Raw genomic sequence first — 26,810 nt, 5'->3', positions numbered from 1 at the left:
GGAATTTGACGACAGGGCCTAGGGGGCTGGGGTGTAGGTCGTCTCCGTAGCTCGCGCGTCCCTGAGGGGGCCGGGGCGCAGCCCCGCCCTCAAGGGGCGCGGGGAACTGCGCGGCCCACCCCCACCGGGCCGCAGCCGACGAACCACCCGTTCACGCCCGCGCAGCAGCACCCGCCTCAAGAGGGAAGTGGCACAGCGCGGTGTGGGAGCCCCCTGCAACCACCGGCGGAGCCTCCGACGCACACAGATCCTCCGCCCGCGGACACCGCGTGCGGAACCCGCACCCCGACGGGATGTCGAAGGGCGAGGGAATCTCCCCCTTGAGCTGGATCTCCCGGTCCCCGGACGCGCCGGACGCGTCCAGAACCGGCGCGGCCGACATCAGCGCACCGGTGTACGGATGCCGAGGACGCTCGAAGACGTCCTCGGTGGCCCCGTGTTCGACGACCTTGCCCAGGTACATCACGGTCACGCGGTCGGAGATGTACCGCACCACGGACAGGTCGTGGGAGATGAACACATAGGCCACGCCGAGGCGTTCCCGGAGTTCCGACAGGACGTTCAGGACCTGGGCCTGCACCGACAGGTCCAGCGCGGAGACCGGCTCGTCGCAGACGATGAGGTCGGGGTCCAGGGCCAGCGCGCGGGCGATGCCGATGCGCTGGCGCTGCCCGCCGGAGAACTCGTTCGGGTAGCGGTGGGCGTCGCTGTCGCGCAGCCCGACCAGGGAGAGGAGTTCGCGGACGCGCTTCTCCCGGGCCTTCGCGTCCGGTACGACGTCCCGGTGGGTGCGCCAGGGCTCACCGATCAGGTCGGCGGCCGACATCCGCGCGTTGAGCGAGGCGAAGGGGTCCTGGAAGACCATCTGGACGCGGCGGCGCCAGGCCAGCAGGTCCTTGCCGCGCAGGGCGAACGGGTCGGTGCCGTCGAACCGTACGGTGCCCGCGTCGGGCCGTTCCAGGCCGAGCAGCACCCGGGCGAGGGTGGACTTCCCGCAGCCCGACTCGCCGACGAGCCCGAGGGTCTCGCCCCGGCCGAGCCGGATGTCCACCCCGTCCAGGGCGGTCAGCCGGCGGCGGCCGTGGCCGAAGGTCTTGGTGACACCGCTGACCTCCAGCAGGGGCGCCGGCTCCTCCGGTGCGCCGGCGCGGTGGCCCTCGACGAGGGTGGCGGCGCGGGTTGCGGACGTGCGGCTCTCAGGCACGGGACGTTCAGGCACGGTCGAGCTCCTCGGAGAAGTGGCAGGCGGCCGTGCGGCCCTCGCTCGACGTACGCAGGACCGGCCGTTCCCGGACGCAGCGCTCGCGCACCAGCGGACAGCGGTCCTGGAAGACGCAGCCGGCCGGCACCGCGCTCAGTTCGGGCGGGCTGCCGGGCACGGCGGGCAGCGGACGCCCGCGCACGGCGTGTTCCGGCACCGAGTCGAGCAGTCCCCGGGTGTAGGGGTGGCGTGGGGCGGCGAAGACCTCGCGCACCGGGCCGTTCTCGACGACCGTGCCCGCGTACATGACGACCACGTCGTCCGCGCGCTGGGCGACGACGGCCAGGTCGTGCGTGATCAGGACGAGGGCCATCTCCCGCTCGTCCTGGAAGTCCCGCAGCAGCCGCATGATCTGCGCCTGCACGGTCACGTCGAGCGCGGTGGTGGGTTCGTCGGCGATCAGGACGTCGGGGTCGAGGGCGACGGCCATCGCGATCAGCAGCCGCTGCCGCATACCGCCGGAGAACTGGTGCGGATAGGAACGGGCCCGCTGCCGGGGCTCGGGGATGCCCACCCGGGTCATCAGCTCGACGGCCTTCTCGTGCGCCTCGCGCCGGGAGAGTCCGCGGTGGATGCGGAACGGCTCACCGATCTGCCGGCCGACCGGCTGGACCGGGTTGAGGGCGGTCAGGGCGTCCTGGAACACGATCGACAGCACGGGACCGGCGAGTTTCCGGCGTTCCGCCGGGCTCATCCGGAGCGTGTCGCTGCCCCTGACCCGGACGGCACCGCCGGTCACCTCGGCGGCGGGGTCCAGCAGCCCCACGACCGACAGCGCGGTCATCGACTTGCCGCAGCCCGACTCGCCGAGGAGGGCGAGGGTACGTCCGCGGCGGACGCTGAAACTGACGCCGTCGACGGCCCGTACCCGCCCGGCGGGTGTGCTCAGGTCGACGCGGAGCCCCTCGACGTCGAGGGCGGGGGTGCTGTCGGGGAGGTCGGCGGCGGACGGCGAGGGCGCGGCGGTGGTCGTCACGGGATCAGCTCCGGGGGTACGGCGGCGGAGGCACCGCGGCGCTTGGTGGGCAGCGTCAGTCGCCAGCGCTGGGCGGGGTCGGTGGCCATGCGGACCCAGGCGGCGAGCACCGTGGCGGACACCGTCGTGAACACGATGGCGAGCCCCGGGAGCACGGTGATCCACCAGGCGGTCTGGAGGTACTGCCGGCCCTGGGCGACCATCAGGCCCCAGCTGACGTCCGGCGGCTGGATGCCGATGCCCAGGAAGCTGAGCGAGGACTCGGTGAGCATGACGAAGCAGAAGTCGAGCGTGGCGACCGTCAGCAGGGTCGGCAGGGCGATCGGCAGGATGTGCCGGTGGATGATGTGCCGGCTCGGTGTGCCGAAGGTACGGGCCGCGTCCACGAACAGGCGGCTGCGCAGTTCGGCGGCCTCCGCCCGCGCGGTGCGCAGATAGACCGGGATGCGGGCCACCGCGAGGATCAGCACGATGTTCAGCGCGCTCGGCGAGAACACGTACAGCACGACCACCGCGATCAGCAGGGAGGGGAAGCTGAGGATCACGTCGGCGACGCGCAGGGCGAGGCTCTCGCGGCGGCCTCCGTGGTAGCCGGCCCACAGGCCGAGCGCCGAGCCGATCAGCAGCGAGCACAGTACGGCGGGGACGGCCACGGACAGGGTCGTCGCGGCGGCGTCGACCAGCCGGGCCAGCACGCTGCGCCCGAGGACGTCGGTGCCGAACAGTCCGTACACCCCGTCGCCCAGGGACGGGGGCCGCAGGGAGGCGTCCAGGTCCTGCCGCTGGGCGCGGTCGCCGATGACGAGCCGCCCGAACAGCGCCACGAGGACGACCAGCGAGAGGACGACGGCGGCGACGGCCGCCGCACGGTCGCGGCCCAGCATCCGCCACCAGTTCGCCCGGCGGGGCGCGGATCTGCCGTCGGTCGAGGTCTCGGCCGCAGCGGTGGTCGCGGTATCGGCGGTGGTGGTGTCCGGGGTGTCGGCCGCGGTGGTGTCCGCAGCGGTGCCCACGGCTGTGTCCGTGTCCGCGGTCGTGGGTTCTTCTCGGGGCATGGTGCTTCCTTCGCTCACGCCGGCACCGCCAGTCGCACACGGGGGTCGGTCAGCGCGTGACAGACGTCGACCAGGATGTTGAGCGCGAAGATCGTCACCGCGGTGAGGAGCACGGCCGCCTGGAGGACCGCGAAGTCGCGCTGGAGGATGGAGTCGATCATGAGTTTGCCGATGCCCGGCCAGCCGAAGATCGTCTCGACGATCACCGCGCCGTTGACCAGGCCCACCGCGAGGTCGCCGGCCACGGTCAGCACCGGCGTCACCGCGTTGCGCAGGGCGTGCCCGAAGATCACCCGCTGAGGCGTGGCGCCCTTGCTGCGGGCGATCTTGACGTAGGGGGCGGAGAGCGCGGTGACCATGCTGCCGCGCACCACCTGGACGAGTACGCCGAAGGGCCGGATCAGGAGGGTGGCGACGGGCAGGACCCAGATCTCGGGTCCGCCGAGCGTGCCGGAGGTCGGCAGCCAGCCGAGGCTCACCCCGAAGACGAGCACGCCCATGATGGCGAACCAGAAGTCGGGGATGCTGGCGGCCGTCATCGACAGCAGGCTGGCGATCCGGTCGACGAGCGAGTTGGGGCGGTAGGCGGCCAGGCTGCCGACCAGCAGGGCTCCGGTGACCGCGAGCAGCATGGTCACCCCGGCGAGCTGGAGGGTGACCGGGAAGGCGTCGAGCACCATCTCGGTCGCCGGCTGCCCGGTCCGCAGCGAGGTGCCGAAGTCCAGGTGGGCCGCGTCGACGAGGTAGTTCCACAGTTGCGCGGGGATCGACAGGTCGAAGCCCTGGGCTGCGGAGAACTCGGCGCGCTGCTCGGCGGTGGCGCTCAGGGGCAGGTAGAGGTCGACCGGATTGCCGGTCATCCGGGCCAGGAAGAAGACGCCCAGCACCACGCAGAACAGCGGGACGGCACTGGAGATCATGCGTTTGCGCAGGAAGGGGATCATGTCAGTCCTTCGCCCCCTCGGCGGGACCGACCTCGGCCAGCCGCATTTCGTCGCCGGTGGCGGAGTTCGGTTCGTACCTGATCGACGGTGACAGCCCGAGCAGTCCGCTCATGTGGGCGATGTGGGTGTACTGGACGACGGTGTCGTTCTGGTCGGCGAGCAGCTCGGCGAAGGCCTGCTGGCGCTCGTCGCCGGACAGCAGGCCCGCGTCGGCGATGCGCCGGTCGAGTTCCCTGCTTCCGAAGGTGGACTGCGGGCCGTCGCTGAGCAGGTACTGGCTGGCGGTGAAGGCCGCGTCACCGGCCTGGTTGCCGTGCATGATGAGCAGGGCGATGGGTCCGACGTTCTTCGGCAGCGGCCTCAGCTGGTACTGGAGCTGGGTGGCGGTGTCGGCCATGCGCACCTTGACGCTCAGCCCGATCTCCTTCATCTGGTACTGCAGCGCCTCCGCGGTCTCCGAGACCCCGGAGAACATGCCGTTGCGGGCGACCAGGGTGATGGTGCGGCCGGTGGGTACGCCGTCGGCCTTCGCCTCCTTCACCAGGGCGCGGGCCTTGTCCACGTTCTGGCGGGTCGGCTCGATCGCGTCGCTGTGGCCGACCACTCCGGGCGGTACGAGCTGGCCCGCGGGTTCGGCCAGTCCGCCGAGCAGGGCGTCGATGATGCCCTGGCGGTCGACGGCCAGGTCGATCGCCCGGCGCACCCGCAGGTCGTCGAGCGGCGCCTCGCGGCCGTCCAGCCGCAGCGCGGTCGTCTCGTTGTTGGGATAGGAGGCGGTCGTGTCCTTCTCCGCCTCCATCGAGTCGAGCGCGACGGCGATCTCCGCCTCGTCCTTGTCGATCATGGCGGCCCGGACACTCGCGTCGCTGCGCCAGACGTAACGGGCCCGGGGAAACGCGGGAGCCTTGCCCCAGTAGTCGTCGTAGCGGCTGAGGGAGATCGCGGTACCGGCCTGCCACGAGCGCACGGCGTACGGGCCGGTCCCGATCGGGACGCGCACCTTGGCCTTGGTGCCGGTGGAGCGCGGCACGATCTCCACGAAGCTCAGGCGCAGCGGCAGGATCGGGTCGGGCTCGGGCGTGGTGACGGTCAGCCGGTTGTCGTCGACCGCCTTCACCTTCAGGTCGTCGTCGCCGAAGACGTAGCCCTCGACGTTGCAGGCGAGGTCGGAGTTGACCGCCCGGTCGATGGAGAAGGCGGCGTCCTTCGCGGTGAACGGCTCACCGTTCTGGAAGGTCACCCCGCCGCGGGTGTCGAAGGTCCAGGTGCGCGGCCCGGTCTGCTTCCAGCCGGTCGCGAGCAGCGGACGCAGTTCGCCGGAGTCGGGGTCGCGTTCGACGAGCGGCTCGGTGATGTTGGACCGGACGACGACGCCGGTACTGGTCAGTGAGGCCTCGCAGGGCTCCAGCGTCGGTGGTTCCTGGGTGAGCACCACGCGCAGGGTGCGGCCGTCGGCCTGTCCGGCGTCGCCGCCGGCGCTGTTGGCCACGGCACAGCCACTGGACACCAGCACCGTGCCCGCCAGCAGCAGGGCGGTCGTCGGGCGGGGCCGCCGTCGGCCGGGCGGAAGGGAGGAAACGGGGGACTTCATCGTCGGCGTATCTCCGGGGGAGTGCTGATGTGTCACGTTCCGAGTTCGGGCCGACCTCCTGAGCTGTTTACACTTACGTACTCGGTCCGCATCTGTGAACGCCGAAGCTAAACCGGTGCCGTGGCAGCGTCAAGGGATGCGCGTCGACGGATCTGCGACCGTCACCGCCCGCTGCCGGGCGACCACCGTCCGGCCCGACCGCCCCGGTGTCCCGGACACCGCACGTCACCGAACCCTCTGCCCTGACGGGAGTACCACCATGTCCCACCCCGCCACCCCCGACGGCCTGGCCGCTCCGGCCGCCCCCGGCACCGTCCTCCAGGTCTCCCCGCTGCTCCCCGCCCTGGAGAAGGCGCTGGCCGAGCGGCACCGCACCGTGCGGCTGCACGAACTGCCCGACCCCGCGGCCTACCTGCGCGAGGAGGCCGGTGACGTGGTGGCCGCGGTGACCAGTGCGCGGTTCGGCGTCGGCAACTCCCTGATGGACGCGCTGCCGCGGCTGGGCGCGATCGTCCACTTCGGCGTCGGCTACGAGACCACGGACGTGGCCCACGCCCGGGCACGCGGCATCGACGTCAGCAACACCCCCGACGTGCTCAACGACTGCGTGGCGGACCTCGCGGTCGGCGGTCTGATCGACGTCATGCGCGAACTGTCGGCCGCCGACCGGTACGTACGGGCCGGCAAGTGGGGTGCGGCGCCCTACCCGCTGACCTCCCGGGTGAGCGGGAAGCGCGTGGGCATCCTCGGGCTCGGCCGGATCGGCCGGGCCGTCGCGCGCCGCCTCGAAGGCTTCGGCACGGACATCGCGTACTGCTCGCGGACCCCGGTGGCCGGCGTCCCCTACCGCCACGTCCCGACCGCGCGGGAGCTGGCCGCCGGGTGCGACGCGGTCGTCGTCACCGTCGCGGGCGGGGCGGGCACCCGGGGGCTGGTCTCGGCGGAGGTGCTCGACGCGCTCGGCCCCCGGGGCTTCCTGGTCAACGTCGCGCGCGGCAGCGTCGTCGACGAGCCCGCCCTGGTCGCGGCGGTGCGGGAGGGGCGGATCGCCGGTGCGGCGCTCGACGTCTTCGCCGACGAACCGAACGTGCCGCAGGCGCTGCTGGAGTCGGACCGGGTGCTCCTGCTGCCCCATGTGGCCAGCGGGACGCACGAGACGCGGCAGGCGATGGCCGACCTGGTCCTCGACAACGTCCGGCGGTTCCTGGCGGAAGGGGTCCTGCTCACCCCGGTTCCGTGATCGGCCATTGACAGCCGCGAGGGTGGCTGTCTACAAATGAGAACGCGGACTACATATGAGGACGGCATTCATGGCAGGGAACGCAGCACGCATCGCCGACGTCACCGTGACCCCCGTGGCCTTCAAGGACTACCCACTCCTCAACACGGTCGGGGTGCACGAGCCCTACGCGCTGCGCACGATCGTCGAGCTGACCACGGAGTCCGGTGTCACCGGCATCGGGGAGACCTACGGCGGCACGGTCCACCTGGAACGCCTGCGCCGCGCCGCCGGGGAACTGGTCGGCCTGGACGTCTGGAACCTCAACGACCTGATCGCCCGCACCACACGCGCGCTGGGGGAGGACACCTCCGGCGGCGACGGCATGTCCGGGATGGTCACCGGCAGCAGCGCCGTGGACCGCGTCATGTCGCCCTTCGACGTCGCCTGCCTGGACATCCAGGGCAAGCTGCTCGGCAGGCCGGTCAGCGACCTGCTGGGCGGCGCCGTCCGCCCCTCGGTCCCCTACAGCGCCTACCTCTTCTACAAGTGGGCCGCACACCCCGGACAGCCGGACGACGACTGGGGAGCCGCCCTCGACCCGGCGGGCCTCGTCGACCAGGCCCGCCGCATGATCGACGCGTACGGCTTCTCCTCCATCAAGCTCAAGGGCGGTGTCTTCCCGCCCGACGAGGAGATCGCGGCGATCAAGGCCCTGCGCAAGGCCTTCCCCGACCTGCCGCTGCGCCTCGACCCCAACGCCGCCTGGAGCACGGAGACCTCGCTGCACGTCGCCCGCGAGCTGGACGGCGACCTGCAGTACCTGGAGGACCCGACCGAGGGCCTCGACGGCATGGCGGCCGTGGCCGCGGGCACGCGGACACCCCTGGCGACCAACATGTGCGTCGTCTCCTTCGACGACCTCGCCCCGGCCGTGGCCCGCGGCTCCGTCGGCATCGTCCTGTCCGACCACCACTTCTGGGGCGGGCTGCGGCGCGGCCTCCAGCTCTCCGCGATCTGCGACACCTTCGGTCTCGGCCTGTCGATGCACTCCAACTCGCACCTCGGCATCAGCCTCGCCGCGATGACCCATCTCGCGGCGGCCACCCCGCGCCTCACCTACGCCTGCGACACGCACACGCCCTGGAAGCAGCCGGACGAGGACGTCGTCGACACCGGGGTCCTGAAGTTCACCGAGGGCCGCGTCACCGTCCCGACCGCTCCCGGCCTGGGTGTGGAACTGGACCGGGACGCCCTCGCCCGGCTCCACCGGCAGTACCTCGACTGCGGACTGCGCGACCGCGACGACACCGGCTACATGCGCACCGTGGACCCCTCCTTCCCGACCGAGACCCCCCGGTGGTGACCCGACCGTGCACATCATGCTCAACCACCGCATCCTGAGCCGCTTCCACGAACCCCTCAAGGCCCGCGCCGAGGGCCCGCACACCTGGCTGGAGTCCTTCGACTGGACCCCGGACCGGATCTCCGAGGCCCTCACCGACGTCGAGGTGTTCGTCGGTTCGCAGCTGCGCGCCGAGGACGCCCGGCGCGCCGGACGGCTCCGGCTCGTGCACGTCGTCGGCGCCGGCTACGACGGCATCCCGCTGGACGCGCTCGGCCCGGAGGTGTCGGTCGCCACCACGCACCACCACGGCCGTTCCATCGCCGAGCACGTCCTCATGTCCGTCATGATGCTGTCCCGCGACGTCCTGGGCGCCGACCGCGCGCTGCGGGCCGGACAGTGGCGCAACGTGGCCGTCGACCCGGAGCTGCCGTTCGGGACGACGCTGGAGGGCCGCCGGGTGGGCGTCATCGGCTTCGGCGAGACGGGCACCGAGGTCGCCCGCCTCTGCCAGGCGGTCGGTATGCGGGTGCGTGCCGTGCGGCGCGACCCCTCCGCGCCGGTCCCGGCGGACCTGCGGACCGACTGGATCGGTGGCAACGACCGGCTGCCCGACCTGCTGGCCGAGTCCGACGTCGTCGTGGTCACCGTCCCCCTCGGCCCCGCCACCCGCGGGCTGATCGGCCCCGCCGAACTGGCGGCCATGGGACCGGGAACCCTGCTGGTCAACGTGGCCCGCGGCCCGGTCGTCCAGGAGGACGCGCTCTACGAGGCCCTGGACACCGGTGTCATCGCCGGGGCCGCGCTGGACGTGTGGTGGTCGGGCCCGCCCCAGGCGCCCAGCCGCCTGCCGTTCCACGACCTGCCCAACGTGCTGATGACCCCGCACCACTCGGGCCACACCACCGACACCTTCGCCGCCCGCGCGGTGGAGATCGCCGACAACATCAACCGCCTGGAGCAGGGCCGCCCGCTCACCAACGTGGTGCGCGCGGGCGCCGCCACGGCCACCTGACCCGGCGCCCGCGCGCCTTCACCCCCGCCCCTCGCCCCACTGCCCCAGGAGTTGGAGACCCCCATGCTCGAAGGCGTCCTCTTTTTCCCCGTCACGCCGTTCACCGATCTCGGTGAGGTCGACCTGGCCGCCCTGCACCAGCACGTCTCGACGGGGACCGCCGCCGGCCCCGGCGGCGTGTTCGTCGCCTGCGGCACCGGTGAGTTCCACGCCCTGGACGTCGAGGAGTTCACCGAGGTCGTACGGACCGCCGTCGACGCGGTGGCCGGCCGGGTCCCGGTGTACGCCGGGGCCGGCGGCTCGCTCGGGCTGGCCCGCCGCTTCGCCCGCGCCGCCGCCGAGGCCGGTGCGGACGGCCTGCTGCTCATGCCTCCCTACCTCGTCGACTCGCCCGCCGAGGGCCTGGTCGCGTACGTCCGCGCGGTCGCCCGGGAGACCTCCCTGCCGGTGATCGTCTACAACCGGGGCAACGCGCGCTTCGACGAGCACACCGCGTCGGAGGTCGCCCAACTGCCCACGGTCACAGGCTTCAAGGACGGCACCGGCGACCTCGATCTCGTCGCCCGGATCATTCCCGCCGTACGTGAGTCGCTGAGCGCGTCCGGCAAGGAGTTCCAGTTCTTCAACGGCATGCCCACCGCCGAGGCGAGCCAGCAGGCCTACCGCGCCCTGGGCGTGAAGCTGTACTCCTCGGCCGCGTTCGCCTTCGCGCCCGACATCTCCCTCGCCTTCCACCGCGCGGTGGAGGAGGACGACACCCAGCGGGTCGACGCGCTGCAGCGGGCCTTCTTCCACCCCCTGGTCAGGCTGCGCAAGCGGGTCCCCGGCTACGCGGTGGCCCTGGTGAAGGCGGGGGTGACGCTGGAGGGCAGCAAGGCGGGACCGGTCCGCCCGCCCCTGACCACCCTCGGTGCGGGGGAGATCGAGGAGCTGGCGGCCATCATCGCCGAGGGACGCGCCGTGCTCGCCTCCTGATTCGCAAGCCGCGTCCGCCGGTTCGGGAAGCGATGGTTCCCGAACCGGCGGTTCAAGAAGGGCCGCGGGGTCACTCGCCCGACGGGACGGTCTGGGCGGCGCCGAGAGCCACCGGGGTGCCGAAGTTCGGTGTGCCGTCGGCGTTCCAGGTGAACTTCTGCGCCCGGGTGCTCCGGTTCATGTCGCAGCCGCCGGAGGCGGAACTGTTGGCGTGGTAGACGATCCAGTCCTCCGTCCCGTCGGGCGACTTGAAGAAGCCGTTGTGCCCGGGCCCGTACACACCAGTGGCGTTGGACCGCTGGAAGACGGGGTTCGGCGACTTGACCCAGGACGACGAACTGAGCGGATCACCGCCGTTCCAGGTGAGCATGCCCAGCTTGTAGTCGGGTGTGGAGCAGTGGCTGGCGGAGTACACGATGAAGGTCTTTCCGCCGCGCTGGAGGACCTCGGCGCCCTCGTTGACCGCGCCGCCCACCGTCTCCCAGCTGTAGGTCGGCGTGGACAGGACACGGCGGGTGCCGCTCGCGGTCCAGGGGTTCGACAGCGGCCGGATGAACATCGGCTGCGAGCCGTTGTAGAAGGTCCCCAACAGGTAGAGACTGCCGTTCAGTTGGAGGATGCCCGGGTCCAGTTCCCAGGTGTTGTCCTGGGTCGGATCGAGCAGGTCGGCCTTGAAGCTGTAGGGCCCCATCGGGTCGAGCCCGGCGCTCTCCAGCACATGGATCCGCTGGGTGCCGAGGTCGTACGGCTCCCGCCCGGCCGTGTAGTAGAAGTACCACCGCTTGCCGTTGGGGCCGTCGAGCAGATGGAACTCGGGGGCCCACATCGTGCCCGCCCCGTTGGGCCGGGTCAGGTTGAAGACCACCTGCTCGGTTGCCGTGGCGAGACCGCCCAGGGTGGCCGACCTGCGCATGGTGACCGTCGAGTTCCAGGTCGTCGTGGCGAGGTAGTAGTAGCCGTCGTAGTAGGTGAGCCAGGGGTCGGGCCCGCGCTGGACGAGCGGGTTGGTGAACGTGCCCGGGCTCGTACCGCCGCCGCTGAAGCCGGGCAGCCGCCACACTCTGCCACCGGTCGCGGAGCACGGCAGCTGCACCAGGTCGGTGTTCGAGGCCGACGAACCACCGCTCGGCGCCACGCACTTGCCGGAGCCGACGGACACCAGGTTGAAGGTCCGGTCCGTGCCCGGCACCGTCACCGGGACGAGCCGCCACTGCTGGTTCGTCGCGCTGTGGCAGGGCCACTGGATGACCGCGGCGTTGTCCGCCGTCGACGCCCCGGAGACATCGACGCACTGACCGGACTGCGTGGTGATCGTGTACGTGCCGGTCGTCTCCGCGACCAGGGTGTAGCCGAAGCTCTGGTTCGCGCCGGAACTGCAGGTGAAGGCGCGCAGCTGCGCGCCGTTGGCCGACGAACCATTGGGCAGGTCGAGGCAGTTGTTGCCGTTCTGGTTCACCCCGGCCGAGGTGAACGCCACGGCGGCGGAGGCGGGTGGTGCCACGAGGAGGGCGACCGCCAGGGTGAACAGGGCGACGAGCGCGGAGAGACATCGGGAACGGGTCACGGGCCGTACACCTTCGCTTCCAGGAGGCCGACGGAGTTCGTGCCGTTGCCCGTCAGCAGCACCCGGAGCCGCGTGGTGCTCGTGGGCGTGAAGCTGACGGAGTTGTACTGGTTCCTGACCACCGGATAGGTCCCGGCGCCCGGCACATCGACATAGGCGCTGCCGTTCCAGTACTGGAGCTTCCACGAGGCGGGCATGTCGATCCCCTGGTCGTCGTCGAAGAAGTAGACCTCGGCCCTGGCCAGGTTCTTCGCCGAGGACCAGGTCAGGTCGACCCACTGCTGACCCGTCTCGGGCCAGCACCCCCAGCGCGGGTTCACCGTGTCGTTGGACGACGGCGGATCGATCCCGTCGTTGACCGCGGCGACGCTCTCCCAGGACGACGTGGCCGACGCGGACGCCGTCGCCGACCCCGCGAGATTGGCGGGCGGCTGAACACCGCCCCGGTGGAACACCTTGACCTCGGTGAGCCCCGTCTTCGCCCCGGAGGCGTTGGTGGCCAGGACCCGGATGCGCTGTGCGCCGACCGCCGGGAACCGCACCAGGTTGTAGTTGGCGCGCGGCACGGCCGGACTCTTCGTCTGGTCGGCCACGTTCACCCACGAACTGCCTTTGTAGTACTGGATGGTGTACGCGGACGGCGCCCGGTAGGTGGTGCTCGCCGGCCGGCTGTCCTTGAAGTGCAGCCGCACCTCGTCGAGTGTGCGCGTGGCGCCCAGATTCAGCTCGTACCAGTCCTGGCTGTTGGGGGAGCCGCCCGCGCCCCAGAAGGGTTCGTTGGTGGGATAGCCGTCGACCGCCCCGGAGACGGCGGAGCCGGAGCCGGTGTAGGACGCGGACACGGTCGCGCCGGAGGCGAGGTTGGGCAGGTCGGCGGTGAGGTCGACACCGGCCTTGGCGAGCATGTCGACCATCCGGGGGCTGCTCTGCACGACCTGGTTCGGGGCCTTCAGTCCGGCGACGGACGTGTGGTGGGTGACCGTGCCGCTCGTGGTGACGTCACCGGTGGCCGGGTCCCAGGTGAAGGGCACCAGCGAGTTGACGGTCGCGGCCCGGTTGCCGTTGACGTAGATCGAGTAGCCCTCCGGGACACCGGGATAGCGGACCACTCCGTCGGCGGGGTCGTCCCAGACGATGGTCAGGTCGGCGCCCCGGTAGCGGAGGTTGTTGACGGTGAAGTGGCTCCAGCCGATGTCGATCGGGGACAGCTCGACCTTGGCGTCGCTGCGCGGGCGCAGTCCGGCGACGTCCTCGATCACGGTCCAGTTGCTGCTGCCCAGGATGTTGTGGTGGATCCAGGAGCGGTAGTCGATGCCGGTGCCGTTCCAGTCGGCCCAGAACTCGTTGGCGTCCGGCCACTGGGTGCTGCCGCCGACGTACTGCGCCCAGGTGTTCCAGTACAGGAGCTTCTTGTAGTCGGTCGCGTTCATCCAGGAGTTGGAGTAGTTGCGCAGCACGGAGGAGTAGAGGCGGAACTGCACGGTGGAGTTGATGGTGGAGAAGTTGTTGGAGCCGGGGTTGCCGGCGTCGGCCGCCGCCTTTTTGTCGACCTGGTTGGCCGTGTAGAAGGGGAACACGGGGTACTGGGCGGGGTCGTCGTACAGACGCAGGGCCTGCTTGTACGTCGCGGTGTCGGGAACCGCGCCGACGGAGAACGGGTAGTAGTTGTTGATCTCCTTCCAGGGCACCCATTCGTTGGTCGACTTCAGCCGGTGCTCGAAGAGTTGCCGGTTCGGGTTCCAGAGCACGTTGACGATCGCGTCCTTGATCTGGGTCGCGAGCGTGCGCATCTCGGTGGCCTTGGCCGTGTTGCCGGTCGCCTCGTAGGCCTGCGCGGCGGCGAGCGCGCCGCTGTACTGGTAGGCGGACTCGGCGCGGTCCATGTTCCCGGGCTTCCAGTGGAAGGAGACGGCGTCGGCGTCGTTGCCGGTCAGCGCGCCCCAGTCGTACTCGATGAGCTTGTTGTTGTCGTGGTCGTAGTACGCGAGTTGGCCCTTGACGTCTCCCTCGGCGTACCGGGCCAGGTTGGCGGCGATGCCAGGCTGGCCGCCGTGGATCTGGTAGCTCTTCCAGGCCGCCTCGGCGATGTACTGGGTGTAGCTGTTGGACCAGTTCTCGGGGTCACCCGGATTGTCGAGGAACCGGGCCCCCTTGGAGGTCTGGCCGACACTGAGCCAGTCCCCGTACGCGTAGGACGGATCACGCAGGTACTTGAGGTCGTCGATGTGCATGGGCTGGGTCAGCGCGATCGCGTTGTTGTAGCCGAGGACGCCCTCGGTCGAGGTCGGGAACTGGAAGGTCTGCCCGGGGATGTCGGCGTCGAGGCTGTTGAAGCGCATCAGCCACCAGCGGTAGTAGATGTTCTTCTTGATGGCGCCCTCGGGCACGTCGATGTAGGGCACGTTCTGCGCCCACCACAGGTTGTAGGCCCTGACATGGGTGGCGAACGCGGTGGCGGCCGAGTAACCCGCGTAGGCGTTGTACTCCGTGAGGGACGCGGGGATCTCGTCGGTGACGAAGCCCATCACCACCTTGGTGGTCACGGTGGCTCCGGCCGCGATCGTCACGGACCGGTTGAGCCCGCCGCTGGAGACGGCGAAACCGTCACCGGTCAGGCGCGGGCGCACGGTGGTGAGGTTGTTGTGGGCGTTGACCTGCCCGGTCAGCTCACTGCCACTGCCGGAGGCGGCGTACGGGGAGGTCGCGCGCAGTTGCAGTGTGGTGGCGGCGCTGCCGTTGTTCCTGATCGACAGGTTGGTCACCGCGACGTTGTTGTCGGTGATGAACTTGGTCTGGTCGACCGTCACCGAGCCGCTGGTGTGCACACTCTTCCAGTGGCTCGGCGTCTGCCGGCGCTGGGCGACCTGTTCGGTGAAGGTGCCGGGCGAGATCGCGACCGAGTAGGCGTTGTTGTCGTTGATGCTCTCCCAGTAGGCGACGTGCCCGCCGAAGCCGAGCACCGCGGGGTCGTGGGTCTTCATGAAGAGCGCACGGCCGCGGCTCATCAGCCAGGGCCCTGCCGGGTCGTTGCCGGTACGGGCCAGCAGCCGGTCCATCCAGAAGTCGGTGCCCGAGCTCTCCGCGTCGTAGATGCTCCGCATCATGTCGCCGGTCGTGTGGGCGACGGGCGGGGCGGGGATCGCGGGGCCGCTGAAGGTGGGGAATCCGATGGTCTGCGCGGCGTGGGCGGGCGTCGCGGTGACGACACAGCCGATGACGAGGGCCAGGGCGACGAGGAGCCGCTTCATGGCAGGGCCCGTCGTCCACAAGGTCCGTGCCGGGAGGAGGTGCGGTCCGTTCTGATCGGTCTTCTCATCGGAGCTCCCTGTCCAGTTGTGTTGTGCTCATGACATGCCTGCTCATGGCATGTATCCGCAGGAACCGGTGCACGGGGAAGCGCTGGAGAGTGAACGGTGAAACGACCTAAAAGGTTTTCGCAACGTAAATCTGTGCTCTGGAAGTGTCAAGAGGGTTGAGTGCGGCCCGAGTTCACGCCCCGGCCGTCAGGACAGGGCCGCCGTGGAGCCCCTGATCACCACCCGGCCGGGCTGGCTCTCCACCCCCGAGCGCCGTGTCCCGGCGATCGCGCCGAACAGGGCCTGTGCCGCCGCCCGGCCGACCTGTTCGAGGTTCATGTCGACGCTGGTCAGCGGCGGACGCGAGGCCGAGGTCAGCACCTGCCAGTTGTCGAAGCCCATGACCGCCACGTCCTCCGGCACCCGGTGCCCGCGCTCCCGGAGTACGTCCATCACGCCCCGGGCGATCTGGTCGCTGCCGCACAGCACCGCGTCCACGTCCGGATGCCGGTCGAGCAGCATCGCGGTGGCCGCCCGCCCCCAGCCCTCCGACCACACCCCGAACCGCGGTTCGCCGACCAGGGCGAGCCCGGCGTCGGCGAGCGCGGCCCCGGCGCCCTCGGCCCGCTCCCGCGCCGCGAGATACCCGGGGTCACCGGTGATGTGCGCGATCCGCGTCCGGCCGCAGGCGAGCAGATGGTCCACCGCGAGCCGGCCGGCGCCCACGCTGTCGGGGACGATGGACAGATCCGCCGGGTCCTCCGAGGGCGCGTACGCGTAGACCACGGGGACGGGCAGTTCGCTGCCCAGGGACGGCCGCGGGTCGGTCCTGCTGCCCACCACGATCAGCCCGTCGACGCGGCGGCCGAGCAGCGCGCGGACATGGTGCTGCTCGCGGATCGCGTCGCCCCGGGCGTCGCAGAGGAACACCGCGACCGCCCCCGCCCCGAACGCGTCCTCGGCGCCCATCAGGATCGGGATGCTGAATCTGCCCTCCAGGTCGCTGGTGAGCAGGCCGACGGTGCCCGTGCGGCCGGCGAGCAGGCCGCGGGCCAGCTGGTTGGGCCGGAACGACAGCCGCTCGGCCGCCTCGACCACCCGCTGCCGTGTCTCCTCCCGCACCTGGGCGCGGCCGTTGAGCGCCTTGGAGGCGGTGGCGAGGGACACGCCCGCCAGCCGGGCGACATCGCTCAGCGTGGCGGGCCCCGAACGAGCGGGGTCGGTGGCCTGGGCCATGGGTGTTCTCCTGTCTCGCGGCGCGTGGGTAAACCGTACGCGAGAGGGTTTCGGTCGAGGCGCCTTCAGGATGTTCTCCCGGGACGCACCTGGTCCCGGACTTCCCCTCCGTGCAAGGGGATTGACGGGTGGTGAGCCGCGTCCTAGCTTTCAGAAAGGCTTTTCGGTTTCTTTCCGGCGCAGAACCCACACGAGGGGGATCGTTATGGGGAGCACGACCGGACCACCCGGACGTCGTCGCCGGCGCGTCACCGTCGCCGTCGCGCTGCTGGCCGCCGCGAGCCTGGTCACGGCATGCGGCTCCGGGGACGACGGCCCGGACGACGGGGGCGGTGGCGGGGCCGGGGACGCCAAAGGCACCGACGACGGGGCCACCCTCACGATGTGGACGCGGGCGGCGACCCGGCCGCAGAGCGAGGCACTCGTCAAGGCGTACAACGCGAGCCACGAGAACAAGGTCGAACTGACCGTCGTCCCCACCGACGACTACCAGGCCAAGGTCGGTGCGGCAGCCGGGTCCAAGGACCTGCCCGACCTGTTCGCCTCCGACGTCGTGTTCGTCCCCAACTACACCTCCAGCGGCCTCTTCGCCGACCTCACCGAACGCATCGGCGCCCTGCCCTTCGCCGACGACCTCGCCCAGTCGCACATCAAGGCCGGTACGTACGAGGACAAGAAGTACGTCGTCCCGCACACCCTCGACCTGTCGGTCCTCTTCTACAACAAGGACCTCTACCGCAAGGCGAAGCTGGACCCCGAGAAGCCGCCCGCGAGCCTGGCCGAATGGGACCGGCAGGCACGGGCCGTGGACAAGCTGGGCGGGGGAGTCGACGGCACCTTCTTCGGCGGCAACTGCGGCGGCTGCGGCGTCTTCACCTGGTGGCCGTCGATCTGGGCGGCCGGCGACGAGGTGCTGAACGAGGACGGCACCGCGGCGACACTCGACTCCGCCACCGCCGAGCAGGTCTATGCCGCCTACCGGGGCTGGGTGCGGGACGACATCGTGGCGCCCGGCGCCCGCGACGAGACGGGCACCACCTGGACCGGCGTCTTCCCGAAGGGAAAGGTCGGCGTCATGCCGATGCCGTCGACCACCCTGGGACTGATGCCCAAGGACCTCGACCTCGGGGTCGCGCCCATCCCCGGACCCGACGGCGGCAGATCCACCTTCGTCGGCGGTGACGCCATCGGCATCTCCGCCACCAGCAGGTCGGCCGACCAGGCCTGGAACTTCCTCGCCTGGTCCCTGGACGACACGGCGCAGATCGACGTGGTCGCCGCCCACAAGGACGTGGTGGCCCGCACCGACCTCGCGTCCAACAAACACTCAAAGGCGGACCCGCGCCTGGTGACGATCAACCAGCTCGTCGCCGACGGCCGCACCCCGTACGCCCTGAAGTTCGGCCAGACCTTCAACGACCCCAACGGCCCCTGGCTGACCCTGATGCGCGACGCGGTCTTCGGCGACGAATCGAAGGTCGAGAAGGACAACGAGGCGGTCAGCGCGTCACTGGCGGACTGAGCGACCCGCGCCCCTGGAAGGCAGGGGCGCAGCCCCCGCCGCCCAGGGGCGCGGGGAACTGCGCGACCAGCCCCCCCCACGCACCCGCACCCGCAACCGCCCCTGCACCCACACGCCCCCACCCCGCACGCCGAAGGAGCAACATGCAGGGGTTGAGCCCGCGCGCGGTACGGGGCCTCGCCTATGCCACCCCCACGGCGGTCCTGGTCACCGTCCTCTTCCTCCTGCCCCTCCTCCTCGTGGGCCGGATGTCCCTCAGCGACTGGCCACTCCTCGCGGGCGACCGAGGCGTCAACACCCCCGAGAACTACACCGACGCCACCGACAGCACCCTGTTCTGGCCCGCGGTCCGTTTCACCCTCCTCTACACCGTCATCGTGACGGTCGTCCTCCTCGGCCTGGCCCTCCTCCTCGCCCTCCTCGTGCAGGAGTCCCGCCCCGCCGCCGGCTTCTTCCGCACGGTGTACTTCCTGCCCGGCGCCCTGGGCCTGGCCTCCGCGTCCCTGCTGTTCTGGGGCCTGTACAGCCCCACCACCGGCCCGCTGAGCCGCATCCTCGAAAGGCTCGGCCTCGTCGACGACCCGGTGTCCTTCCTGGGCACACCCACCTCGGCCCTCCTGTCCACGGTCTTCCTCGTCGTCTGGAAGTTCGCCGGCTTCCACATGCTGATCCTGCTCGTCGGCCTCCAGCGCATCCCCCACGAGCTGTACGAGGCCGCCCGCATGGACGGCGCGGGCCGCGGCCAGATCTTCCGCCGCATCACCCTGCCGCTGCTGCGGCCCTCCATCGCCCTGACCCTGCTGCTCTGCGTCACCGGATCCCTGCTGGCCTTCGACCAGTTCTTCATCCTCACCAAGGGCGGCCCGGACAACAGCACGGTCACCGTCGTCCAGTTGATCTACCGGGAGGCCTTCCAGCGGCTGAACCTCGGCACCGCCGCGGCCCTGTCGGTCATCGTGCTGGCCGTCCTGCTCCTGCTCAACGCCCTCCAGTTCCGCGGGCTGCGCCGCGCCGACGAGTCATGAACCGCGCCCTGGGCCGTACGCCCTACTTCGTCGTCGCCGGCGGACTGGCCGTCATCTTCCTCTTCCCCCTGCTGTGGAACGCCTGGGCCTCCGTCAGCGGACAGCCCGGCACCGCACAGGAGTCCGGCCACGGGCTCGGCAACTACCGCACCCTGCTCGACTACGACGCGGGCCTGTGGCGCTACCTCCTCAACAGCACGGTCGTCTCCGCGCTGACCGTCGCCCTGACCCTCGGGGTGTCCCTGCTGGGCGGTTACGCCTTCGCCCGCTTCGACTTCCCCGGCAAGAATCTGCTGTTCCTGCTCACCCTGGCCATCCTCATGGTCCCGTACGCCACCCTCCTCATCCCCCTCTACGTCCTGCTCGGCAGACTCCACCTGCAGAACTCGCTCGTCGGGCTGAGCCTGGTGCTGGCCATGTTCCAACTGCCGTTCGCCACCTTCATGATGCGGATCTCCTTCGAGGCGGTGCCGCGCGAGCTGGAGGAGTCGGCGTTCGTCGACGGGTGCGGCACGGCGGGCGCGCTGCGCCGGGTGCTGCTCCCGGCGGTGCGGCCGGGGCTGATCACCGTCGGGCTGTTCGCGTTCCTCGCCGCCTGGAACGACTTCATCGCCCCGCTGATCCTGATCTCGGACAGCGAGAAGGCACCCCTGCCCCTGGCCGTCGCGAACCTGCGGCAGCAGAGCATGGGCGCCGTCGACTACGGAGCCACCGAGGCAGGCGTGGTGGTCCTCGCCGTGCCCTGCCTCCTGCTGTTCCTGCTGCTGCAACGGCACTACATGCGGGGCTTCATGTCGGGCGCACTCAAGGGCTGAATGAAGCCCTGACCGACCTCGACTCGACGGACAACCGAAGGGACGAACCGAAGGCATGAAGTGGTGAAGGAGAACGACGAGACCAAGGCAGGCAAGGCGAACCAGGCGCCGTCGGCCGTCCTCCCCGTGGCGCCGACCCGGGGCAGGCTGCGGCCACTCGGGCTCGACGAGGTCGGCATCACCGGCGGCTTCTGGGCCCGCCGCAGGCACACCAACGAGACCGTCAGCCTCCGCCACTGCCACGACTGGATGGAACGCTCCGGCTGGACCGGAAACTTCCGCGCCGCCGCCGAGGGAGGGGTCCAACAGAACCGGCGGGGAAGGGAGTTCGCCGACTCCGAGATCTACAAACTCCTCGAAGCCACGGCCTGGCAGAGCGCCGCCGGCAGCGCGCCGGACGTGGACGCCATCGCACTCGTCGGAGCCGTCGCCGCCGCCCAGGAACCCGACGGCTATCTGAACACCGCCTTCGGCCGCCCCGGACAGCAGCCCCGCTACAGCGACCTCGAATGGGGCCACGAGCTGTACTGCCACGGCCATCTGATCCAGGCGGGCGTCGCCCAGGCCAGGGCGCGGGGCGGCGGCGAGGGCGAGCTGACGAAGGTCGCCCGACGGGCCGCCGACCACATCTGCGCGACCTTCGGCCGGGGCGGCATCGAGCGCGTCTGCGGCCACCCGCTCATCGAGACGGCCCTGGTGGAACTGGCCCGGCTGACGGGGGAGGAGCGCTATCTCGCCCAGGCCGCGCTCTTCGTCGACCGCCGCGGCCACGGCACGCTCGCCGACGGCGAGTTCGGCCGCGTCTACCACCAGGACGACCTGCCCGTACGAGAGGCACGGGCGCTGCGCGGTCACGCCGTACGCGCCCTCTACCTCGCGGCCGGCGCCGTCGACGTGGCGGTGGAGACCGGCGACGAGGAACTGCTCGCCGCCGTCGTACGGCAGTGGGAGGCCGGGGTCGCCCGGCGCACCTATCTCACCGGCGGCATGGGTTCCCACCACCGGGACGAGTCCTTCGGCGACGACTTCGTCCTCCCGCCGGACCGCGCCTACTCGGAGACCTGCGCGGGCGTCGCCTCCGTACAGCTCAGCTGGCGGCTGCTCCTCGCCACCGGAGAACCGCGCTTCGCCGACCTCGCGGAACGGACCCTGTTCAACGTGGTCGCGACCTCACCGGCGGAACACGGCAGGGCCTTCTTCTACGCCAACACGCTGCACCGGCGCCACCGGAGCGCCGTGCCCGTCGCCGACACGGTGAGTCCGGGCGCCGATCCCGGCCTGCGCGCGCCCTGGTTCGCGGTGTCCTGCTGTCCCACCAACGTGGCACGGACCCTGGCCCAGCTGCCCGCGCACCTGGCCACGGCGGACGACCACGGCATCCAGCTGCACCAGTACGCCGACGCGCGGATCGCCACCTTCCTCACCCCCGGCCACGATGTCGCCCTGCGGATCCGCACCGACTACCCGGCCGACGGGACCGTGGTCGTGCACGTGGACCGGTCGCCTTCGGACCGCCCGTGGACCGTGTCGCTGCGTGTCCCCGCGTGGACTGCGGGGGCCACGGCACGGCTGACCGAACCGGACGGCACCCGCCGCACGGTCGCCCCGGGTACGGCCGAGGTCACCCGGGTCTTCCGGCCCGGCGACGAGATACGGCTCGAACTGCCCTTACGGCCGCGCTGGATCGACGCCGATCCGCGCGTCGACGCGGTGCGCGGCGCCGTGGCCGTCCAGCGCGGGCCGCGGGTGTACTGCGCCGAGTCCGTGGACCTGCCCGGCGGCCTCGACGTCGACGCGATCCGGGTGGACCCGGCGGTCGACCCGCGCGACGGGCCGGACCCGGCGGGGGACACCGTCGTGGTCGACGGCCGGCTCACCCCGTACGACCCACGGTCCACCGCGTACGACGCGCGACGCGACGAGCCCTGGCCCTACCGGCCGCTCGACGCCCCCACCGCCCCGCCCGAGGCCGACCGGGCGGAGATCACCCTGGTCCCGTACCACTCCTGGGCGAACCGGGGCCCCTCGACGATGCGGGTGTGGCTGCCCGCGGACGACCGATGATCGGAGACCGAGCATGTCCCGACCCCCCACACGCCGCGGCCTGTTGAGGCTCGCCGCCGGGACGGCCGCCGCCGTCCCCCTCGCGCAGGCCACAGCGCCCGCGCATGCCGCGACCGGCGCGGCCCCGGACGCGCCGGGCATGGCGGGAACGGCGGGTACGGCTCCCGGCCGGGCCGCCACGGCCGCCGCGCCCGCCCTGCCGGTACAGCCGTTCCCGCTGGGCCAAGTCGCCCTCGGTGACGGGGTGTTCCGCCGCAAGCGCGATCTGATGCTCGACTACGCCAGGGCCTACCCCGCCGACCGCATCCTGGCCGTCTTCCGGGCCAACGCCGGACTCGACACCCGCGGGGCCCGGCCGCCCGGCGGTTGGGAGACCGCCGACGGCAATCTGCGCGGGCACTACGGCGGCCACTTCCTCACGCTCGTCGCGCAGGCGTACGCCGACACCCGCGAGGCGGCGCTCAAGACGAAACTCGACTACCTGGTCGGCGCGTTGGGCGAGTGCCGGCAGGCCCTGGCCGACCACGGCTCCCCGAGACCGAGCCACCCCGGCTACCTGGCGGCGTACCCGGAGACGCAGTTCGTCCTGCTGGAGAGCTACACGACGTACCCCACCATCTGGGCGCCGTACTACACCTGTCACAAGATCATGCGGGGGCTTCTGGACGCGTACACCCTCGGTGGGAACGCGCAGGCCCTCACGCTCGCCTCGGGGATGGGCGACTGGGTCCACAGCCGCCCCGGCGCCCTGCCGAAGGCGCAGTTGGAGCGCATGTGGTCGATCTACATCGCGGGCGAGTACGGCGGGATGAACGAGGTCCTGGCGGACCTGCACGCCCTCACCGGCCGGCCCGAACACCTCGCCGCCGCCCGCTGCTTCGACAACACCGCGCTGCTCGACGCCTGCGCCGAGGACCGCGACATCCTGGAGGGCAGACACGCCAACCAGCACATCCCGCAGTTCACCGGCTATCTGCGGCTGTACGACCACACGGGGGAGGAGCGGTACGCCGCCGCGGCCCGCACCTTCTGGGACATGGTCACCGAGTCCCGGACGTACAGCCTGGGCGGTACGGGGCAGGGCGAGATGTTCCGGGCCCGGGGCGCGATCGCGGCGACCCTCGACGACAAGAACGCCGAGACCTGCGCCACGTACAACATGCTCAAGCTGAGCAGGCAGCTCTTCTTCCACACGCCCGACCCCGTGTACATGGACCACTACGAGCGCGGCCTGACCAACCACATCCTCGCCTCCCGCCGGGACACGGGTGGCGCGCCGAGCACAAGCAGTCCGGAGGTCACCTACTTCGTCGGCATGGGGCCCGGAGTCGTGCGCGAGTACGGCAACATCGGCACCTGCTGCGGCGGTACCGGCATGGAGAACCACACCAAGTACCAGGACTCGGTGTACTTCCGCTCCGCCGACGGCAACGCCCTGTACGTCAACCTCTACCTCGCCTCGACCCTGCGGTGGCCCGAGAAGGGGCTCGTCGTCGAGCAGACGAGCGACTATCCGGCGGAGGGCGTCCGCACCCTGATCCTCCGCGAGGGCGGTGGCACGTTCGATCTGAGACTGCGGGTGCCGTCCTGGGCCACGGCAGGCTTCACCGTGACGGTCAACGGGGTGCCGCAGCGAGCCGAGGCCGTGCCCGGCAGCTATCTCACCCTGACCAGGAACTGGCGGCGCGGCGACCGGGTCGGTGTCCTGGCGCCCTACCGGCTGCGGATCGAGAGAGCCCTGGACGATCCCGCCGTCCAGTCGCTGTTCCACGGGCCGGTGCTGCTGGCCGCGCGGAGCCAGGCGACGGGATTCCGCTCGTTCTCCTTCTACAAGGACTTCACGCTCCGGGGCGATCTCGCCGACGCGATCGATCCCGAGGGCCGCCCCTCGCACTTCACCACCCACGGTCTGACCCTGGCGCCGTTCCACCTCGCGGACGACGCCCGCTACCACGCCTACTTCAGGCGGGCCGAACCCGTCGTCGTGTTCGGGGCGACCGACTCCGGCGTACCCAACCGTGCGCGCGGTGACGGGCTGACCTTCCTCGACGTCCTCTGGGCGCGGGCCCCCTTCGCGGCCTCCGGCGATTTCGTACGGGCGGTGGGCGTTGTGGCCGACCTCTGGCTGTCCGAGGGGCGGTTCACACGGGCCGAACGGGACCGTGTCGTCGCGGCTGCCTCGGGCGTCACTCAGGTAAGGCATGCCTAACGACGTCAGATAATGTTCTGCGTGCAACTACTTGTACCCGCCGGATGCACGCATGTTTGGAGTCGGCCTTGCCGCACACGATCGACACCGCCGGAACAGGGCCGGACACCGTGACCGGGGAGGGCCGGGAAGAGGGCCGGGAAGGCTGGGTCGAACTGGGGTCGGGCGCCGAGTTGCGCGAGCTGCTCGGCGAGCCCTGGCCCATCGTGATCGAGAAGGTCCACGACCGGCTCGCCGACCAGGACCGGGGCATCATCGCCCGCTCGCCCTTCTGCCTGCTGGCCACCTCCGACTCGCACGGCAACTGCGACGTCTCCCCGCGTGGGGACGCCCCCGGCTTCACGCACGTCCTCGACTCCGGCACGCTCGCCCTGCCCGACCGGCCCGGGAACCGGCGGGGCGACAGCTTCCACAACATCCTCGACAACCCGCACGCCGGTCTGCTCTACCTGATACCCGGCAGCAAAGAGGTCCTGCGGGTCAACGGCCGGGCCCGCATCCTCTCCGACGCCCCGTTCTTCGACGCGATGACGGTGAAGGGGCAGCGTCCCGCGCTGGCCCTGGTCCTGGAGATCGACGAGATCTATCTGCACTGCCCGGCGTCGCTGCGGCGCTCGGGCGTGTGGAACCCGGAGTCCTGGCCGACCGACTGATCGACCTGTCGACCTATCGACTGACCGGCAAGCCGACTGACCGGCTGATCGGCTCGCTGGTCGAAGGGCCGCCGGTGCGCCGGTCGAACCCGTGTACGGCACCCTCTGCTCAATCGAAATAAGGGTAGGCTAACCTTCGTCCGGTGAGATCTGGTGAAGAAACAGCCGACACCCCGCGTCTTCGCGGTCACCAACTGTCGGCCACGAACGTGACCGTCGCGTACGACGGCGTCGACGTCGTGCACGACGCGGCGGTCGCCCTGCGGCCCGGTGAGGTGACCGTCCTGGTCGGCCCCAACGGCAGCGGCAAGTCGACGCTCCTGCGGACGATCGCCCGTCTGCAGCGCGCCCGCCACGCCACGCTCAGCATCGACACCGGGACCGACGGCCTCGCCCTGAGCGCCCGTGAGTTCTCGCGGCACGTCGCCCTGTTGACCCAGGGCCGCCCCACCCCCGGCGGACTGACCGTGCGGGACGTCGTCGAGTTCGGCCGCTACCCCTACCGGGGCCGCTTCGGCCGGCCCGACCCGGACGCGTCCGCCGCGATCGACCGCGCGCTCGCGCTGACCGGCGTCACGGACCTCGCCGGGCGCGGCGCCGACCACCTCTCCGGCGGCCAGCTGCAGCGCGTGTGGCTCGCGAGCTGCCTCGCCCAGGAGACCGGCGTACTGCTGCTCGACGAGCCGACGACCTACCTCGACCTGCGCTACCAGGTCGAACTCCTCGACCTCGTCCGCGACCTGGCCGACGACCACGGCATCGCCGTCGGAGTCGTCCTGCACGACCTCGACCAGGCGGCGGCCATCGCCGACCGGATCACCCTGCTCGAAGCGGGCCGCGTCGTCGCCGACGGCCTGCCCGAGGACGTCCTCACCCCCGAACGCCTCACCGCCGTCTACGGCATCCGCATCGACGTGGACCACGACCCCCTCACCGGCCGGCTGCGCACCCGCCCGATCGGCCGACACCACACCCGGCACACCCGCCGCACTCGAACCGAAAGGCTCGGCACCACCTCATGAGACGCCTCCTGCTCACCGCGGCCGCCACCACCGCCGCGGCGCTCACCCTCGCCGCCTGCGGCACCACCGAGCCTGCCGCCGACAAGACCGAGAAGAAGACGTCCGAGGCCATCACCCTCACCGACGGCTCCGGCAAGAAGCTCACGCTCGACGGCCCGGCCACCAAGGTCGTCGCCACCGAGTGGAACGAGGTCGAGAGCCTCGTCACCCTCGGCGTCGACCCGGTCGGCGTCTCCGACGTCAAGGGCTACAACACCTGGGACTCCGCCGTCCCGCTGAAGAACGAGCCGAAGGACATCGGCACGCGCGGCGAGCCCAGCATGGACACCGTCGCCGCCCTCGCGCCCGACCTCATCCTGGCCTCCTCCGACCTGGCGCCCGCGGCCGTGAAGCAGCTGCGCGAGGTCGCCCCGGTGCTGGAGATCAAGTCCGCCGACGGCTCGGACCAGATCGGTCGGATGCTGGCGAACCTCGACCTGATCGCCAAGGCCACCGGCACCACCGGCCAGGCCGAGACGGCCCGCAAGGACTTCGAGGCCAAGCTCACCGAGGGCAAGAAGGCCCTCGCCGACGCCGGCCTCGCGGGCACGGACATCGCCTTCGCCGACGGCTACGTCACCTCCAACCAGGTCACCCTGCGCCCGTACACCGACGGTTCCCTCATCGGGTCCGTCAACAAGCGCCTCGGCCTGAAGAACGCGTGGAAGGTCAAGGGCGACGCGGCCTACGGTCTCGGGTCCACCGACGTCGAAGGCCTGACCGACCTGCCGAAGGACACGCAGTTCGCGTACATCGGCAACGACGACGACAAGACCGCCACCCCGTTCACCGGCGTGCTCGCGAAGAACGCCGTGTGGAAGTCCCTGCCGTTCGTGAAGTCCGGTGACGTGCACCGGCTGGACGACGGCATCTGGATGTTCGGCGGCCCCGGCTCGATGTCGGCGTACATCGACGCTCTCGTCGCCGCGCTGACGAAGTAGCAACAGAGACACCAGCCGGCGAAGCAGAAGCAGCAGAAGCAAC

20 protein-coding genes are annotated in these 26,810 nt (G+C 71.0%); 12 read left to right on the top strand and 8 right to left on the bottom strand.

Translation table 11 applies throughout. The features are described from left to right. Nucleotides 1-151 precede the first annotated feature (151 nt). The 5 genes from ACFVH5_RS30620 to ACFVH5_RS30600 are packed head-to-tail and all read right to left on the bottom strand — an operon-like array spanning nt 152 to nt 5,827. Entirely contained in the window at nt 152-1,219 is a 1,068-nt protein-coding gene (locus ACFVH5_RS30620) for an ABC transporter ATP-binding protein (protein WP_385836952.1), read from the bottom strand. Continuing rightward, entirely contained in the window at nt 1,212-2,237 is a 1,026-nt protein-coding gene (locus ACFVH5_RS30615; RefSeq protein WP_385836951.1) for an ABC transporter ATP-binding protein, read from the bottom strand. The genes ACFVH5_RS30620 and ACFVH5_RS30615 overlap by 8 nt, the downstream gene beginning before the upstream one ends. Beyond that, entirely contained in the window at nt 2,234-3,292 is a 1,059-nt protein-coding gene (locus ACFVH5_RS30610) for an ABC transporter permease (protein ID WP_385836950.1), read from the bottom strand. Before ACFVH5_RS30610 ends, ACFVH5_RS30615 begins: the two co-directional genes overlap by 4 nt. A gap of 14 nt (nt 3,293-3,306) precedes the next feature. After that, nucleotides 3,307-4,236, bottom strand: coding sequence for an ABC transporter permease (locus ACFVH5_RS30605; protein WP_385836949.1), 930 nt, complete (start codon nt 4,234-4,236; stop codon nt 3,307-3,309). Between the two features lies 1 nt (nt 4,237). Then, the gene (locus ACFVH5_RS30600) at nt 4,238-5,827 is read right to left on the bottom strand and encodes an ABC transporter substrate-binding protein (protein ID WP_385836948.1); all 1,590 of its coding nucleotides are present in this window, start codon (nt 5,825-5,827) and stop codon (nt 4,238-4,240) included. Nucleotides 5,828-6,086: 259 nt separating this feature from the next. Between ACFVH5_RS30600 and ACFVH5_RS30595 the strand changes: the two genes are divergently transcribed. From ACFVH5_RS30595 to ACFVH5_RS30580, 4 genes are all read left to right on the top strand, one after another. Continuing rightward, nucleotides 6,087-7,067 carry a 2-hydroxyacid dehydrogenase gene (locus ACFVH5_RS30595; protein ID WP_385836947.1) on the top strand — a complete coding sequence of 327 codons (981 nt, stop codon included), beginning with the start codon at nt 6,087-6,089 and terminating at the stop codon, nt 7,065-7,067. Nucleotides 7,068-7,137: 70 nt separating this feature from the next. Next, nucleotides 7,138-8,412 (top strand): glucarate dehydratase family protein, encoded by a 1,275-nt coding sequence (locus ACFVH5_RS30590; protein ID WP_385836946.1) that lies wholly within the window; start codon nt 7,138-7,140, stop codon nt 8,410-8,412. A gap of 16 nt (nt 8,413-8,428) precedes the next feature. Continuing rightward, the gene (locus ACFVH5_RS30585) at nt 8,429-9,406 is read left to right on the top strand and encodes a 2-hydroxyacid dehydrogenase (RefSeq protein ID WP_385836944.1); all 978 of its coding nucleotides are present in this window, start codon (nt 8,429-8,431) and stop codon (nt 9,404-9,406) included. A 51-nt stretch (nt 9,407-9,457) separates the two neighbouring features. Next, the gene (locus ACFVH5_RS30580; RefSeq protein WP_385836943.1) at nt 9,458-10,381 is read left to right on the top strand and encodes a 5-dehydro-4-deoxyglucarate dehydratase; all 924 of its coding nucleotides are present in this window, start codon (nt 9,458-9,460) and stop codon (nt 10,379-10,381) included. A gap of 70 nt (nt 10,382-10,451) precedes the next feature. On the opposite strand, the gene ACFVH5_RS30575 is transcribed toward ACFVH5_RS30580, so the two are convergent. The 3 genes from ACFVH5_RS30575 to ACFVH5_RS30565 form a co-directional block, all read right to left on the bottom strand. After that, nucleotides 10,452-11,945 (bottom strand): family 43 glycosylhydrolase, encoded by a 1,494-nt coding sequence (locus ACFVH5_RS30575; protein WP_385836942.1) that lies wholly within the window; start codon nt 11,943-11,945, stop codon nt 10,452-10,454. Next, nucleotides 11,942-15,193, bottom strand: a complete 3,252-nt coding sequence (locus tag ACFVH5_RS30570; protein ID WP_385836941.1) for a discoidin domain-containing protein — start codon at nt 15,191-15,193, stop codon at nt 11,942-11,944. Before ACFVH5_RS30570 ends, ACFVH5_RS30575 begins: the two co-directional genes overlap by 4 nt. Before the next feature lie 255 nt (nt 15,194-15,448). Continuing rightward, nucleotides 15,449-16,477 (bottom strand): LacI family DNA-binding transcriptional regulator, encoded by a 1,029-nt coding sequence (locus tag ACFVH5_RS30565; protein WP_385836940.1) that lies wholly within the window; start codon nt 16,475-16,477, stop codon nt 15,449-15,451. Between the two features lie 205 nt (nt 16,478-16,682). Here ACFVH5_RS30565 and ACFVH5_RS30560 point away from each other — a divergent pair, with 205 nt between their 5' ends. From ACFVH5_RS30560 to ACFVH5_RS30525, 8 genes are all read left to right on the top strand, one after another. Continuing rightward, entirely contained in the window at nt 16,683-17,999 is a 1,317-nt protein-coding gene (locus ACFVH5_RS30560) for an ABC transporter substrate-binding protein (protein WP_385836939.1), read from the top strand. Between the two features lie 143 nt (nt 18,000-18,142). Further along, nucleotides 18,143-19,024, top strand: coding sequence for a carbohydrate ABC transporter permease (locus ACFVH5_RS30555; protein WP_385836938.1), 882 nt, complete (start codon nt 18,143-18,145; stop codon nt 19,022-19,024). Further along, nucleotides 19,021-19,839, top strand: coding sequence for a carbohydrate ABC transporter permease (locus ACFVH5_RS30550; protein WP_385836937.1), 819 nt, complete (start codon nt 19,021-19,023; stop codon nt 19,837-19,839). The genes ACFVH5_RS30555 and ACFVH5_RS30550 overlap by 4 nt, the downstream gene beginning before the upstream one ends. A 63-nt stretch (nt 19,840-19,902) precedes the next feature. Continuing rightward, nucleotides 19,903-21,903, top strand: coding sequence for a glycoside hydrolase family 127 protein (locus tag ACFVH5_RS30545; protein ID WP_385836936.1), 2,001 nt, complete (start codon nt 19,903-19,905; stop codon nt 21,901-21,903). 13 nt (nt 21,904-21,916) lie between these two features. Next, complete coding sequence (locus ACFVH5_RS30540; RefSeq protein WP_385836934.1) at nt 21,917-24,112, top strand: glycoside hydrolase family 127 protein; 2,196 nt, start codon at nt 21,917-21,919, stop codon at nt 24,110-24,112. 68 nt (nt 24,113-24,180) lie between these two features. Next, complete coding sequence (locus ACFVH5_RS30535; RefSeq protein ID WP_385836933.1) at nt 24,181-24,765, top strand: MSMEG_1061 family FMN-dependent PPOX-type flavoprotein; 585 nt, start codon at nt 24,181-24,183, stop codon at nt 24,763-24,765. Between the two features lie 143 nt (nt 24,766-24,908). Beyond that, nucleotides 24,909-25,787, top strand: a complete 879-nt coding sequence (locus tag ACFVH5_RS30530) for an ABC transporter ATP-binding protein (protein WP_385836932.1) — start codon at nt 24,909-24,911, stop codon at nt 25,785-25,787. Then, the gene (locus ACFVH5_RS30525) at nt 25,784-26,767 is read left to right on the top strand and encodes an iron-siderophore ABC transporter substrate-binding protein (protein WP_385836931.1); all 984 of its coding nucleotides are present in this window, start codon (nt 25,784-25,786) and stop codon (nt 26,765-26,767) included. Before ACFVH5_RS30530 ends, ACFVH5_RS30525 begins: the two co-directional genes overlap by 4 nt. Nucleotides 26,768-26,810: the final 43 nt, after the last annotated feature.

This window comes from Streptomyces sp. NPDC127119 (assembly GCF_042677425.1).
In the GTDB taxonomy this organism is placed as follows: domain Bacteria; phylum Actinomycetota; class Actinomycetes; order Streptomycetales; family Streptomycetaceae; genus Streptomyces.
This window is presented reverse-complemented; position numbering and strand designations above follow the sequence as displayed.

Bases quoted from the DNA above. Each gene is read 5' to 3' on its own strand.
- ACFVH5_RS30610 (WP_385836950.1), bottom strand. From the start codon at position 3,292: ATGCCCCGAGAAGAACCCACGACCGCGGACACGGACACAGCCGTGGGC.
- ACFVH5_RS30605 (WP_385836949.1), bottom strand. From the start codon at position 4,236: ATGATCCCCTTCCTGCGCAAACGCATGATCTCCAGTGCCGTCCCGCTG.
- ACFVH5_RS30600 (WP_385836948.1), bottom strand. From the start codon at position 5,827: ATGAAGTCCCCCGTTTCCTCCCTTCCGCCCGGCCGACGGCGGCCCCGC.
- ACFVH5_RS30595 (WP_385836947.1), top strand. From the start codon at position 6,087: ATGTCCCACCCCGCCACCCCCGACGGCCTGGCCGCTCCGGCCGCCCCC.
- ACFVH5_RS30590 (WP_385836946.1), top strand. From the start codon at position 7,138: ATGGCAGGGAACGCAGCACGCATCGCCGACGTCACCGTGACCCCCGTG.
- ACFVH5_RS30585 (WP_385836944.1), top strand. From the start codon at position 8,429: ATGCTCAACCACCGCATCCTGAGCCGCTTCCACGAACCCCTCAAGGCC.
- ACFVH5_RS30570 (WP_385836941.1), bottom strand. From the start codon at position 15,193: ATGAAGCGGCTCCTCGTCGCCCTGGCCCTCGTCATCGGCTGTGTCGTC.
- ACFVH5_RS30565 (WP_385836940.1), bottom strand. From the start codon at position 16,477: ATGGCCCAGGCCACCGACCCCGCTCGTTCGGGGCCCGCCACGCTGAGC.
- ACFVH5_RS30560 (WP_385836939.1), top strand. From the start codon at position 16,683: ATGGGGAGCACGACCGGACCACCCGGACGTCGTCGCCGGCGCGTCACC.
- ACFVH5_RS30555 (WP_385836938.1), top strand. From the start codon at position 18,143: ATGCAGGGGTTGAGCCCGCGCGCGGTACGGGGCCTCGCCTATGCCACC.
- ACFVH5_RS30550 (WP_385836937.1), top strand. From the start codon at position 19,021: ATGAACCGCGCCCTGGGCCGTACGCCCTACTTCGTCGTCGCCGGCGGA.
- ACFVH5_RS30540 (WP_385836934.1), top strand. From the start codon at position 21,917: ATGTCCCGACCCCCCACACGCCGCGGCCTGTTGAGGCTCGCCGCCGGG.
- ACFVH5_RS30525 (WP_385836931.1), top strand. From the start codon at position 25,784: ATGAGACGCCTCCTGCTCACCGCGGCCGCCACCACCGCCGCGGCGCTC.